The organism is Streptomyces sp. ID05-39B (genome assembly GCF_033794725.1).
Lineage (GTDB): Bacteria > Actinomycetota > Actinomycetes > Streptomycetales > Streptomycetaceae > Streptomyces > Streptomyces bobili.
In genome coordinates, this window is sequence record NZ_JARGEF010000235.1 from 1 (window position 1) to 12,759 (window position 12,759).

At 67.6% G+C, this 12,759-nt stretch carries 10 protein-coding genes; all 10 read right to left on the reverse strand.

Annotated features, from left to right (window positions below; translation table 11 throughout):
* Nucleotides 1-81 precede the first annotated feature (81 nt).
* Nucleotides 82-1,605 carry an amino acid permease gene (locus P1P75_RS33545; RefSeq protein ID WP_319262662.1) on the reverse strand — a complete coding sequence of 508 codons (1,524 nt, stop codon included), beginning with the start codon at nucleotides 1,603-1,605 and terminating at the stop codon, nucleotides 82-84.
* Between the two features lie 173 nt (nucleotides 1,606-1,778).
* Complete coding sequence (gene dxs, locus P1P75_RS33550; protein ID WP_319262664.1) at nucleotides 1,779-3,710, reverse strand: 1-deoxy-D-xylulose-5-phosphate synthase; 1,932 nt, start codon at nucleotides 3,708-3,710, stop codon at nucleotides 1,779-1,781.
* Between the two features lie 300 nt (nucleotides 3,711-4,010).
* Nucleotides 4,011-5,357: a sugar ABC transporter permease gene (locus tag P1P75_RS33555; protein WP_319262666.1), complete on the reverse strand. Its 1,347-nt coding sequence runs from the start codon at nucleotides 5,355-5,357 to the stop codon at nucleotides 4,011-4,013.
* Nucleotides 5,354-6,145 (reverse strand): ATP-binding cassette domain-containing protein, encoded by a 792-nt coding sequence (locus P1P75_RS33560; protein WP_266463719.1) that lies wholly within the window; start codon nucleotides 6,143-6,145, stop codon nucleotides 5,354-5,356. The genes P1P75_RS33555 and P1P75_RS33560 overlap by 4 nt, the downstream gene beginning before the upstream one ends.
* A gap of 276 nt (nucleotides 6,146-6,421) precedes the next feature.
* A complete protein-coding gene (locus tag P1P75_RS33565) occupies nucleotides 6,422-7,501 on the reverse strand; it encodes a substrate-binding domain-containing protein (protein ID WP_319262669.1) in 1,080 nt (359 codons plus the stop codon).
* A gap of 134 nt (nucleotides 7,502-7,635) precedes the next feature.
* Nucleotides 7,636-8,835: an ROK family transcriptional regulator gene (locus P1P75_RS33570; RefSeq protein WP_150473207.1), complete on the reverse strand. Its 1,200-nt coding sequence runs from the start codon at nucleotides 8,833-8,835 to the stop codon at nucleotides 7,636-7,638.
* 223 nt (nucleotides 8,836-9,058) lie between these two features.
* The gene (locus P1P75_RS33575) at nucleotides 9,059-9,976 is read right to left on the reverse strand and encodes a carbohydrate ABC transporter permease (protein WP_319262671.1); all 918 of its coding nucleotides are present in this window, start codon (nucleotides 9,974-9,976) and stop codon (nucleotides 9,059-9,061) included.
* A 2-nt stretch (nucleotides 9,977-9,978) separates the two neighbouring features.
* On the reverse strand, nucleotides 9,979-10,905 hold the full coding sequence (locus P1P75_RS33580; RefSeq protein WP_319262673.1) for a sugar ABC transporter permease: 927 nt from the start codon (nucleotides 10,903-10,905) through the stop codon (nucleotides 9,979-9,981).
* Nucleotides 10,906-10,933: 28 nt separating this feature from the next.
* On the reverse strand, nucleotides 10,934-12,400 hold the full coding sequence (ngcE, locus tag P1P75_RS33585) for an N-acetylglucosamine/diacetylchitobiose ABC transporter substrate-binding protein (protein ID WP_319262675.1): 1,467 nt from the start codon (nucleotides 12,398-12,400) through the stop codon (nucleotides 10,934-10,936).
* A gap of 26 nt (nucleotides 12,401-12,426) precedes the next feature.
* A partial coding sequence (locus tag P1P75_RS33590) for a hypothetical protein (protein WP_319262677.1) occupies nucleotides 12,427-12,759 on the reverse strand: 333 nt, incomplete at its 5' end.

The window sequence follows — 12,759 nt, forward strand, 5'->3', positions numbered from 1 at the left end:
GCCCCGCACAGCCCCGCGCACCCGCACGGCCCCGCGCCCCCGCCGCAAGCGGGACGCGCGGGGCCGTGGAGGGGTGATCGTTCAGCGGCCTTCGCCGGGGTCGGGCTTGATCACCTGGCCGGCGGAGGCCTCCTGGCCGCGGCCGAGACGGCTGTGGGAGCGGCCGTACAGGAAGTAGACGGCGAAACCGACCGCCATCCAGATCGCGAAGCGGAGCCACGTCTCGGCGGGCAGGTTGAGCATCAGCCACAGCGAGGCCAGCACCGACAGGATCGGCAGCACCGGTACCCACGGGGTGCGGAAGGCCCGGTGCAGGTCGGGGCGGCTCTTGCGCAGGACGATCACGCCGATCGCGACGACCACGAAGGCGAAGAGGGTGCCGATGTTCACCAGTTCGGCGAGTTCGCTCAGGGGGGTGAAGCCTGCGAGGACCGCGATGAGGACGCCGAGCAGGATGGTCGGCCGGTGCGGGGTCTTGAACCGCGGGTGGACGTGGGAGAAGAACCGCGGCAGCAGTCCGTCGCGGCTCATCGCGAAGAACACGCGGGTCTGGCCGAGGAGCAGGATCATGCAGACCGTGGTGAGGCCGACGGCGGCGCCGAAGCTGATGAAGCCCGCGAACCACGGGTGTCCGGTGGCTTTGAAGGCGTCGGCCAGGGGTGCGGTGATGGACAGTTCGGTGTAGTGCTGCATGCCGGTCACGACGATCGACACCGCCACGTAGAGGGCGGTGCAGATCACCAGGGAGCCGAGGATGCCGCGGGGCATGTCGCGTTGCGGGTTCCTGGTCTCCTCGGCGGCCGTGGCGACGACGTCGAAGCCGATGAACGCGAAGAAGACCACGGACGCGGCGGTGAAGATGCCCATGACGCCGAAGTTGGACGGTGCCCAGCCGAAGATCAGCTGGATGAGCGGTGACTGGAGGCTGTCGCCCGCCGGCACGTCCTGTGCCTTGGGGATGAACGGGTCGTAGTTGTCGCCGTTGATGAAGAAGAGGCCGGCGATGATCACGACGAGGACGACGGTCACCTTGATGGCGACGACGACCGAGGTGACCCGGGCGGACAGCTTGGTGCCCAGCACGAGGATGGCGGTGAGGACGAGGACGAGGGCTGCGGCGAGGATGTCGAAGCCGAAGCCGTCGGCGCCGTCCCGGCCGCTGAGTGCCTCGGGGAGATGCCAGCCGGCGTTGTCCATCAGCGAGGCCACGTACCCGGACCAGCCGACGGCGACCACCGCCGTGCCCAGCGCGAACTCCAGGACGAGGTCCCAGCCGATGGTCCAGGCGGGCAGTTCGCCGAGGGAGGCGTAGGAGAAGGTGTAGGCGGAGCCGGCCACCGGGACGGTGGAGGCGAACTCGGCGTAGCAGAGCGCGGCGAGGGCGCAGACGACGCCGGCCGCGACGAAGGCCAGGGCGACCGCGGGGCCTGCGTTGTTCCTGGCGACCGTGCCGGTGAGGACGAAGATGCCGGTGCCGATGATGACGCCGACGCCGAACACGGTCAGATCCAGTGCGGACAAGGATTTCTTGAGCGCGTGCTCGGGTTCCTCGGTGTCGAGGATGGACTGCTCGACCTTCTTCGTCCGGAAGAGGGCGTTGCTCACGGGTTTACCTCCCACGCTGTGTCGTCCCCGACATGATCGAGAGGGGGCTTAGTGCGCATGCCCCGGCACGGGCTCATTCACGCAAATGGGCCGGTTCCACCACTCTGTCAGCGGTGAAACCGGCCCGGTACGGGCGTGTCGGCGCGGGTCCCTTCGGGTGCGCGCGGGTCGCGTCAGTCGCGTGCGGGTTCGGCTTCGGCTTCGGCTTCGGCGGTCGCGCTGTCGTATCGCCCGTCGAGCCTGGAGACGAGGCCTGTGACCTGGCGGGCGATGTCGGGGGCGGTCAGGCCGATCTCGGCCATGACCTCGGCGCGGGTGGCGTGGTCGAGGAAGCGGGGCGGGATGCCGAAGTCGCGCAGCGGTAGGTCGACGCCGGCGTCGCGCAGGGCCTGGGCGACGGTGGAGCCCACACCGCCGACGCGGGAGTTGTCCTCGACGGTGACGACGACGCGGTGGCGTGCGGCGAGCGGTGCCATGGCCTCGTCGACGGGCTTGACCCAGCGGGGGTCGACGACGGTGGTGGAGATGCCCTGCCGGTCGAGGAGGCCGGCGATCTCCAGGCACATCGGGGCGAGGGCGCCCACGGAGACGAGCAGTACGTCGGGCCGGTCGGTGCCCGGCTCGCGCAGGACGTCCATGCCGCCGACGCGTCCCACGGCCGGTACGGCGGGGCCGACGGCGCCCTTGGAGAAGCGCACCACGGTGGGCGCGTCGTCGACCTGTACGGCCTCTCGCAGCTGGGCGCGCACCTGGTCGGCGTCGCGGGGGGCGGCGAGTCTGAGGCCGGGTACGACCTGGAGGATGGACATGTCCCACATGCCGTTGTGGGAGGCGCCGTCGGTGCCGGTGACGCCGGCCCGGTCGAGCACGAAGGTGACGCCGCACTTGTGCAGGGCGACGTCCATGAGGACCTGGTCGAAGGCGCGGTTGAGGAAGGTGGCGTACACGGCGAAGACGGGGTGCACGCCGGCGTGGGCGAGGCCCGCCGCGGAGACGGCGCCGTGCTGTTCGGCGATGCCGACGTCGTAGACGCGGTCGGGGAAGGCCTTGGCGAACTTGTCGAGGCCGACGGGCTGGAGCATGGCCGCGGTGATGGCGACGACGTCCTCGCGCTCGGTGCCGAGTTTCACCATCTCCTCGCCGAAGACGGAGGTCCAGTCGGCGCCGCTGCTGGCGATGGGCAGCCCGGTGTCGGGGTGGATCTTGCCGACGGCGTGGAAGCGGTCGGCCTCGTCCTGGAGGGCGGGCTGGTAGCCGCGGCCCTTCTCGGTGAGGCAGTGCACGATGACGGGGCCGCCGAAGCGCTTGGCGCGGGCCAGCGCCGATTCCAGGGCTTCGAGGTCGTGGCCGTCGATCGGGCCGACGTACTTCAGGCCGAGGTCCTCGAACATGCCCTGCGGGGCGATGAAGTCCTTGAGGCCCTTCTTGGCGCCGTGCAGGGTGTCGAAGAGGGGCTTTCCGACGACCGGGGTGCGGTCGAGGATGTCCTTGGTCCGGGCGAGGAAGCGCTCGTAGCCGTCGGTCGTGCGCAGGGTCGCCAGGTGGTTGGCGAGGCCGCCGATGGTGGGGGCGTAGGAACGCTCGTTGTCGTTGACGACGATGACGAGGGGGCGGTCCTTGGCCTCGGCGATGTTGTTCAGCGCCTCCCAGGCCATGCCGCCGGTCAGGGCACCGTCACCGATGACGGCCACGACGTGGCTGTCGCGTCTGAGGATCTCGTTGCCCTTGGCGATGCCGTCGGCCCAGCCGAGCACCGTGGAGGCGTGGCTGTTCTCGATGACGTCGTGCTCGGACTCGGCCTGCGAGGGGTAGCCGGACAGGCCGTCCTTCATCTTCAGCCGGGAGAAGTCCTGTCGGCCGGTGAGGAGTTTGTGCACGTAGGACTGGTGGCCGGTGTCCCAGAGCACCTTGTCCTTCGGGGACTCGAAGACCCGGTGCAGGGCGATGGTGAGCTCGACCACACCGAGGTTGGGGCCGAGGTGGCCGCCGGTCTTGGACACGGCGTCGACGAGGAAGGTCCGGATCTCCCCTGCCAGCTGGTCCAGCTCCTCCAGGCTGAGCCGGTCCAGATCGCGCGGTCCCCTGATGTGGGTCAGCAGCGGCACCCGTGCCTCCTTGCAGTAGAGCTGATCGAGCTGTTGCCGGGCTCGTCGAGTCTAATGTTCCGCCCCGGCGGGCGGCGCCCGCCCCATGCGTCGTGCGTCACGGATCGGCCGTACCCAGGATGGGGGCTTTCCATGACATGGCGGTCCGACCGATATGGCTGTGCGACAGGGCTGTACGACGGGGCTGTGCGACAGGGCTGTGCGACAGGGCTGTACGACATGGCTGTGCCCGGCACTGTCACAGTGCCGGGCACAGTGGGGTCCTGCGGTGGGCGCGCCGTACGACGCGTCCGTGAGCCGTCAGCCGCGGCCGGCGGCCTTCTGGCTCTTGCGGGAGATCGAGTCGATGACGACGGCGCCGAGCAGAACGCCACCGGTGATCATGTACTGGATCGAGGTGTTCATGTTCAGCAGGTCGAGACCGGTCTGGATGGACTGGATGACCAGCATGCCCAGGAGGGCCGACCACACGGTGCCACGGCCGCCGAAGAGGCTCGTGCCGCCGATGACCGCCGCGGCGATCGCCAGCATCAGCGTGTTGCCGCCACCGGCGTTCAGTGTGGCGCTGGCGGTCTGGCCGGCGAAGAACATGCCGCCGACCGCGGCGAAGCCACCGGCGATCGCGAAGACGGTGATGCGGATCATCGGCACGTTGATACCGGCGCGGCGGGCGGCCTCGATGCCGCCGCCGACCGCGAAGACCTGACGGCCGAAGGTCGTACGGCGGAGCACGAAGTCGACGATGACGAGCGCGGCCAGGAAGATGACGAGCGCGTTGGAGACGCCGGCCGCGTTGTTCAGTACGGCCGCCGCGGTGAAGGACGCGACGGCGAGGGCGCCGACGCGCAGCAGGATCTCGCTGGTGGGCCGGTACGGCACGCCCGCGACACGGCGGCGGCGCTGCTCACCGAAGGAGCCGATGAGCATGGATGCGACGCCGAGGCCGGCCAGGACGTAGGCGCCGATGATGGCCTGGTCCATGAAGAACGAGTTCTGGCCGAGCAGGTGGACCGGGCCGGAGTCGGAGGGGATGTTGATGGTGCCGCTGGAGCCCAGCAGCCACAGCATCAGGCCGTTCCAGCCGAGGAAGCCGGCCAGGGTCACCACGAAGGCGGGTACGCCGAGTTTGGCGAAGAACCAGCCGTGCAGGGCACCGATGGCGACGCCGGTGATGATCGTCAGCAGCAGCGACAGCCATGGGTTCATGGTGTGGTCGACCACGAACACGGCGAACAGGGTGGAGGCCAGGCCGCTGACGGAGCCGACGGACAGGTCGATCTCGCCGAGCAGCAGGACGAACACCAGGCCGATGGCGAGCATGCCGGTGGCCGAGAGGAAGAAGCTGATGTTCGAGAGGTTCTCGGCGCTCAGGAACCGGTCGTTCTTGAACTGGAAGATCGTCCAGATGACGATCAGGCCGATGACCACCGGCAGCGAGCCCAGCTCGCCGCCCTTGACCTTGCGCTTGAACTCGGTGATGTAGCCCTTGAAGCCCTCTTCGCGGATCAGCAGGCGCGGGTCGACGACGGTGACCGGGGCGGCCGTGGGGTCGTCGGCGGGGGCGACGGTGTTCTGGTCCTCCACCACGCCCTCGGTCTTCTCGGTCTTGGTGGTGTCGCTCTTCACGGTCTTGGACGTGTCGCTCACTTGGCCGCCTCCGCGGTGCGACGCCCCGCACGACGGGTCACGGCGTTCTCCGTGGCACCCGTGATCGCGGCGATGATCTCTTCGTGGCTGGTGTCCTTCACGGGGAAGGAGCCGTTGTTCTTGCCGAGGCGCAGGACGGCGACGGTGTCCGCGACCGCCTTCACGTCGGCCATGTTGTGGCTGATGAGGATGACGCCGAGGTCACGCTCGCGCAGCCGCTCGACCAGGTCGAGGACCTGCGCGGTCTGCTCGACGCCGAGCGCGGCGGTGGGCTCGTCGAGGATGACGACCTTGGGGTCACCGATCAGCGCGCGGGCGATGGCGACGACCTGGCGCTGACCGCCGGAGAGGCTCGCGATCGGGATGCGCACGCTCGGGATGCGGATGGAGAGGGTGGACAGCAGCTCGCGGGCGTTCTTCTCCATCGTCACCTCGTCGATGACGCCTCGGCGCAGCAGCTCGCGGCCGAGGTAGAGGTTGCCGACCACGTCGAGGTTGTCGCAGAGGGCGAGGTCCTGGTAGACCGTCGCGACGCCGAGTCCCTGGGCGTCGTGGGGCCTGTTGATGCTGACCGGCTTGCCCTCCCACTCGATGACGCCGTCATCGATGGGGTGGACACCGGCGATCGTCTTGACCAGGGTGGACTTTCCTGCGCCGTTGTCGCCCACCAGGGCGACCACTTCTCCGGCGTGGACCTCCAGCTCGACGTCGGTGAGTGCCTGCACCGCACCGAATCGCTTGGAGACTCCGCGCAACGCCAGCACGGGCGTAGCGGACACGTGAACCATCTCCTTCGCCGCCTGACCGGCGGGGATGCCGCGCCGTGAGACAGGCGCGGAAGGGTGTGCGTGACGCCGGCGGGTACGGGGCGTCGACGCACGAGGTTTACAAGATGAACATGCGCGAGTCCGTCGCACTTGGCAACGGTTCCGTCCGACGCCCGCCCCGGCAGCGGGGTGTGAAGGTGGGGCGGGCGTCGGAGGGGTCTCACGTGGCCGCCGGGCGGCCGGTGGCCCGGGTCCCTGGGGCGGGACCCGAGCGGGTGCGCGCGGGGCGCGGGGCCGCTACTGGAGGCCGGCGGCCTTGCAGGCGGCGGCGTACTCGGCGGTGCAGATCTCCTCGACCGTGTACACCTTGTCCGCGATCACCGTGTCCTTGATGTTGGCCTTGGTGACCGACACCGGGGTCAGCAGCTGGGAGGGGACCTTGTCGCCGGAGCCGCTGGTCAGCGTCTGGGTGGCGAGGGACTTGATGTCCTTGCCCTCCAGCAGGTTGACCGCGATCTGGGCGGCGGCGTCGGCCTCCGGCTTGAAGGCCTTGTAGACGGTGGAGGACTGGGTGCCGGCGACGATGCGCTGGATGCCCGCCAGTTCAGCGTCCTGGCCGGTCAGCGGGATGCCGCTGATCTTCGCACCCTTGAGGGTGTTGGCGATGCCACCGGCCATGCCGTCGTTGGCGGCGTAGACGCCCGCGATGTTCTTCGCGCCCAGCTGGGTGATCGCGGCGGACATCTTCTGCGCGGCGACGGTGTCCTTCCACAGGCCGGACTGCTCGTAGGCGATCTTGACCTTGCCGTCGAGGGCCTTGTGCGCACCCTCCTTGAACTGGCCGGCGTTCGGGTCGGCGTCGTCACCGTTGATCATGACGACGTTCGCCGAGGGGGTGGCCTTCGCGCCGAGGGCGTCGAGGAGGGCCTGGCCCTGGAGCTCGCCGACCTTGACGTTGTCGAAGGAGACGTACGCGGAGACGGGACCCTGCGCGAGGCGGTCGTAGGCGACGACCTTGACGCCCTTGTCCACCGCGGACTGGATGGAGGACTTGATGGCGGCGGAGTCCTGGGCGGAGACGACGATCACCTTGACGCCCTTGGTGACCATGCTGCTCATCTGCTGGGCCTGCTTGGCCGGGTCGGCGGCGGCGTTCGCGTACTGCACGTCGCAGTCGGAGCACAGCTCCTTGACCTTGGCCTCGAAGAGCGGCTTGTCGAACTTCTCGTAGCGCGCCGTGACGCTGTCGGGGAGCAGCAGGCCGATGGACTTGCTGTCGGAGCTGCTGCTGTCCGAGTCGTCGTCGCCCGCCTTGCCGCACGCGGCAATCGACAGGGCCATGGACACGGCGGTGGCGCCGATCACGACTCTACGCATCGTTGCGTTCATTGGGTTGTGCCTCCCTGACAGGGCCGCAACGCTGCGGCCGAGGTGGCTCGAAGTCAACTCGGCCGCAAGTTCGACGTCAAGAAGTAAATACTTAACGAGATGGCAACGGCGTCATGCGTTCTCTAAGTGAAGGCAGGCGTGGCGGCCGACAGGGTGCCGTCCAAAAGGGTCGAATCACCCATCTCGCTGAGCGCGAGGGCGAGTGCTCCGAGCACCTCGGCACGGCCGCCAAGTGCCCCTGGGAGAATGGTGAGTTGACGCGCCGCACTCGGGATCGCATAGCGGCCGACGGACTCCCTGATAGGCCCGAGCACCAGCTCACCGGCCTCGGCGAGATCACCGCCCAGGACCACCCGGCTCGGGTTCAGCAGGTTGCAGAGATTGGCGACTCCACTGCCGATGTGTCGGCCGACGTCGGCGATCACGCGACGGCAGCCCGGGTCTCCGTCCCTGGCCAGCCGCACGACTCCCTCCATCGTCAGGTCCGTGCCGTGGCTGGACTGGAGGAGCGGGAGCACATAGCGCGCGGCCGCGAAGGTCTCCAGGCAGCCCCGGTTTCCGCAGCGGCAGACGGGGCCGGACTCATCGAGTGTAATATGTCCGATTTCTCCAGCGGTGCCACCGGGACCCCGGTAGATCTTTCCCTCGATCACCAGGCCGGCGCCGACACCGCTCGCGACCTTGATGTAAGCAAGATCACGAACGCCTCTGCCGCTGCCCCAGACCATCTCGCCGAGGGCGCCGAGATTGGCGTCGTTGTCCACATGGACCGTCACGCCGAGCCGCTCGCGCAACTCCTCGGCGGGCTTGGTGCCGATCCAGCCGGGCAGGATCGCCGACGAACCGAGCGTGCCGGACACGACGTCGATCGGACCGGGGACACCGAGGCCCACTCCGGCGATCTTCGAACGGTCCACCCCGGTGGCCTCGATCAGGCGGCTGACCAGCTGTTCCGCCCGGTCGAAGCCCTGCGTCGAGGAGGCGTCCACATCCAGCGGCTCGGACTCCTCGGCCAGCACCTGATGGGCGAGGTTGCCTACGGCGACCCGTAGGTGCGTATGGCCGAAATCCACCCCGATGACGATGCCGGCGTCCCCGCTCAGGCTGACGCTGCGGGCCCTGCGGCCGCCCGCCGACGTGGGGGTGACCTCGACGGTCCCGCCGTCCTTCAGCTCTCGCACGATGTTGGATACGGTCGCCGCGGACAAGCCGGTCGACCGGGCGATCTCCGCCTGCGTCAGGGACCCGGCCAGACGCACGGCACGTACGACTCGCTCCAGGTTGGCTCGGTGCAGCGACGACTGCGACCCTGGAGTCTCCACGACGACCTCCTGCGCGCGGGACCGCTTCGATGAGGCCCCGTCTATGTCCAACTAGTGAACTCTAAGCTGAGCTGTTCGGGTTGCCTCCCGTCAAGAGGTTGAACACTAATCGCGTTTGTGCACACACCGGACGGTGCCGTTCCCGGAGTCGGGAACGGCACGCGTACGGGTGGCTGCGGAGCGCTACGCCGGCGTCCAAGTGATCAAAGGTCGAGGCGGGGAGCTACTTCAGCGCCCCCGCGGTCAGTCCCTGTACCACCTGCCGCTGGAAGACGATGTACGCCGCGAGCACCGGCAGCATCGCCATCACCAGGCCCGCAAAAAGTCCCGACCAGTCACCCTTGTAGCCCTGGCTGACGGCCAGCTGGACCAGTCCCTGGGTGAGGACGCGCTTGTCGGGGTCGGTGTTGAGAACGGTGGGGAGCATGTACTGGTTCCACTGTCCCAGGAAGTTGAAGATCCCCACGCTGATCAGGCCGGGCTTGGCCATCGGCACCATGATCTGGAAGAACGTACGGCTGTGCGAGGCGCCGTCGACGAACGCCGCCTCCGCCACCGACGAGGGCAGCGTGCGGAAGAACGCCGTCAGGAAGAAGACGGTGAACGGCAGCGAGTACGCGATGTAGACCATGATCAGGCCGTGGATCGTGTTCAGCAGGCCCATGTTGTTCACCACGTAGAACAGCGGGACCAGCGCGAGCATGATCGGGAAGCTCATGCCGCCGACGAACAGGTAGTAGATGAAACGGTTCCCGGGGAAGTCGAACCGGGCCAGCACGTACGCCGCCATCGAGCCCAGGACGAGCGTGCCGATGAGCGAACCCCCTACGACCAGCACGGTGTTGAGGAAGTAGTCGCTCATGTTGGCCTCGGTCCAGGCCCGTGACCAGTTGTCGAAGTGCAGCTTGTCCGGCAGCGACCAGGGCGAGCCGAAGATGGCGCCGTCGTCCTTGAAGGAGGTCATCACCGCCCACAGCAGCGGCAGGACGACCATCACCGCCCACAGGACGAGGATGCCGTGCGAGAAGGCGTTGAGGACCTGCCCCTCCTTCTTCGGCCGGGGCTCTCCGCCGCCCCGCGGAGCGTCCGTCTTGGTGACCGCAGCGGGGGCCGGGGGCTCTGTGGTCTTCTCGATGCTCATGATCAGTACTCCAGCCGCTCACGCCGGCCCAGCCGCATCACCAGCGCGGCGAAGGCCAGCGTCACGACGAGCAGGGCGACTCCGATGGTGGTGGCGTAGGCGGCCTGACCGTCACGGAACGCCTTCTGATACACGTAGAGGACCATGACGGTGGTCGAGTAGTCGGGGCCGCCGGGGCCGGTCGTCATGATCTGGACCACGGCGAACGACTCGGCGCCGAGCGCGAGGATGCCCATGTAGACCCAGCCGGACTGCACGGTGTCCCACAGCAGCGGCAGGGTGATGCGGAAGAACGTGGTGGCGCGGCCGGCGCCGTCGAGCAGTGCCGCCTCGTAGAGGTCCGCCGGGATCGACGCCATGCCCGCGGAGAACAGCACCACGAAGAAGCCGACCGTGGACCAGACGAGCACCGCCATGACGCACCACAGCGCGAGATCCGGATCGCCCAGCCACAGCGGCTGCACGCCGTCCAGGCCGATCCCCCGCAGGAACGAGTTGATGGCGCCGCTGTCGGGGTTGTAGGCGAAGGCGAACAACAGCGCCACGATGGCGATCGACAGCACCTGCGGAAAGAAATACACGATCTTGTAGAAGGACGAGCCCCGGACGCCGGAGATGACCGGGCCGCCCCTTCTCTTCCGTCCGCCGACATTGATCATGAAGGCGAAGAACAGTGCCAGACCGATCGTCACCAGCGGCAGCACGACCGCGAACATCAAGCTGTGCTGCAAGGACTTCCAGAAGATCTCGTCGTCCAGCATCCTCCGGTAATTGTCCAGGCCGACCATCTCGAATTCGGGGCTCAGACCGGTCCAGTCCGTGAACGAGTAGTAGATGGACTGGATGAACGGCCACACCACGAAGAGCGCGTACAGTCCCAGGGGCAGCGCCAGGAACCCCACGATGAACCGGTACTTGCCGTGCTGCATCGCCACTCCGGTGTCGTGATAATGCCGGTTACTGGTGCTTGTAGTGCTTGATCGAAGTGTCCTTGGCGGCCTCGTCGGCGTATCCCTGGATCTTTTTGATCGCCTCCGCCGGGGTGAGCCGGCCGGCCATCATCTCGCCGAGTCCGGAGACGCCGATCTTCTCCTTCTGCAACTGCACGTACCAGTCCTGGAGCCGGGGGTTCACCACGTTCTGGCCGGCCTTGTCCAGCGCGGCGACACCCGACTTGAGGCCGGGGGTGAGCGTGATGCCGTCGGTGCCGCCGTTGTAGGCGGTCAGCGACTTGACCTTCGAGGTGAAGTTCCTCGAGGACGCCTCGCTGAGCATGATGCGCAGTTGCTCCATGCCGCCGGCCGGGTTCTCCGCCTTGGCCGGGACGACGAACGGTTCACCGCCGGAGGCCCAGATGGTGCCGAACGGCAGCTTGTCGGAACCGTCGAGTCCGGTCGGTGCGGAGACGGCGAGGCCGAAGTCGGCGGGGATGACGTTCGCCGACTCGTTCTCCACCCAGGAGCCGTTGGGGATGAACAGTGCCTTGCCCTTGGCCCACGCGGTCTGCGACTGGATGTGGTCCAGACCGGGGGTGCCGCGCAGGATGTAGCCCTTCGCGTACAGCTCGTAGTACGCGTCGAAACAGGCCTTGACCGCCGGGTGCTTCCAGGCGTTCGGCTCCAGGTTGTCGATGGCGTCGAGGACTTCACGGCCGCCGACCTTGCCGATCATCGGGTAGAGCGAGAACGGGATGTAGTACGGGTACTTGCCCGCGTACGTCCAGCCCGCCATGCCCTTCTTCTTGGCCTTCGCGCAGACCGCGAGCATCTCGTCCCAGGTCTCGGGATACGTGGCGTCGAGGGAGTCCAGGGCCTTCTGCGAGTACCAGACGCCGTACACGGTGTACGCGTAGTACATGATCCAGACCGGGTCGCCGTCGAACTGGCCCATCTCCACGATGCCGGGGCGCAATGTGTCGCGGACCTTCTTGGCCGGGTCGTCGTAGGACGGGGCGTCCAGCAACGGGGTGAGGTCGGCCAGCTGGCTCTTGCCGACCAGGACGCCCATGTCCATCTGCTCGGCGCCGGAGTTGTCGATGAGGTCGGGCGGGGTGCCCTGGTTGAACCGCGGCTGGAGGGTGGACTGGATCTTCTGGGTGGCCGCGAACTTCACCTTGGCGCCGGGGAACCTCTGCTCGTAGATCTTTACGGCGTCCTCGGCGTACTCCTTGCCGAAACCGCCGTCGAACAGGACGAATTCCATCTGGGCGGTGTCATTCACGCCGAGCGGGTTCTTCTCGGTCTTCTTACCGGTTTTGGCCTTGCCCTTGTCGCCGCCGCCCCCGCTGCTGGCGCAGGCGGAGAGGAAACCGACCGTGGGGACGGAGATCAGTCCGAGCGCGGCCGATCTCCTGATCAGATCGCGGCGGCCGACGCCGTGCGAACCGCGGTTCTCGGCCGAATCGGACGCAGAAGTGGATCCCATGCTCAAGTCCTCGCCTTCTCCAGGACTCAGGCGGTGAACCGGATCCTTCCCGGCACCGCGGTCAGGTCAAGCAGGGTCGTGCGGATCGGGTGAATCGCCGACAGGTATAGTCCACTTCCCGCCACCGGACAAGATCGAATGCAAGGTTGGCCATGGGTCTTTTCCGAGTTGAGACCTGGCGGAAATATGAGCACACCACGACCTGCTCGCCGGAAAATCGCCGGACATGCGGCCGGGGAGGGCACGGAGCGCAGGCTTGAACGCGGGTTCGGCTGTTCCTTATACACATCTCCGAGCCAAAGAAAAAGGCGGAAAAGTTGATTCACGTCTTCGCCTTGAAAAAAAAAAAAAACAAAAAA

Bases quoted from the DNA above. Each gene is read 5' to 3' on its own strand.
- P1P75_RS33560 (WP_266463719.1), bottom strand. From the start codon at position 6,145: ATGGTTCACGTGTCCGCTACGCCCGTGCTGGCGTTGCGCGGAGTCTCC.
- P1P75_RS33565 (WP_319262669.1), bottom strand. From the start codon at position 7,501: ATGCGTAGAGTCGTGATCGGCGCCACCGCCGTGTCCATGGCCCTGTCG.
- P1P75_RS33575 (WP_319262671.1), bottom strand. From the start codon at position 9,976: ATGAGCATCGAGAAGACCACAGAGCCCCCGGCCCCCGCTGCGGTCACC.
- P1P75_RS33580 (WP_319262673.1), bottom strand. From the start codon at position 10,905: ATGCAGCACGGCAAGTACCGGTTCATCGTGGGGTTCCTGGCGCTGCCC.
- ngcE (WP_319262675.1), bottom strand. From the start codon at position 12,400: ATGGGATCCACTTCTGCGTCCGATTCGGCCGAGAACCGCGGTTCGCAC.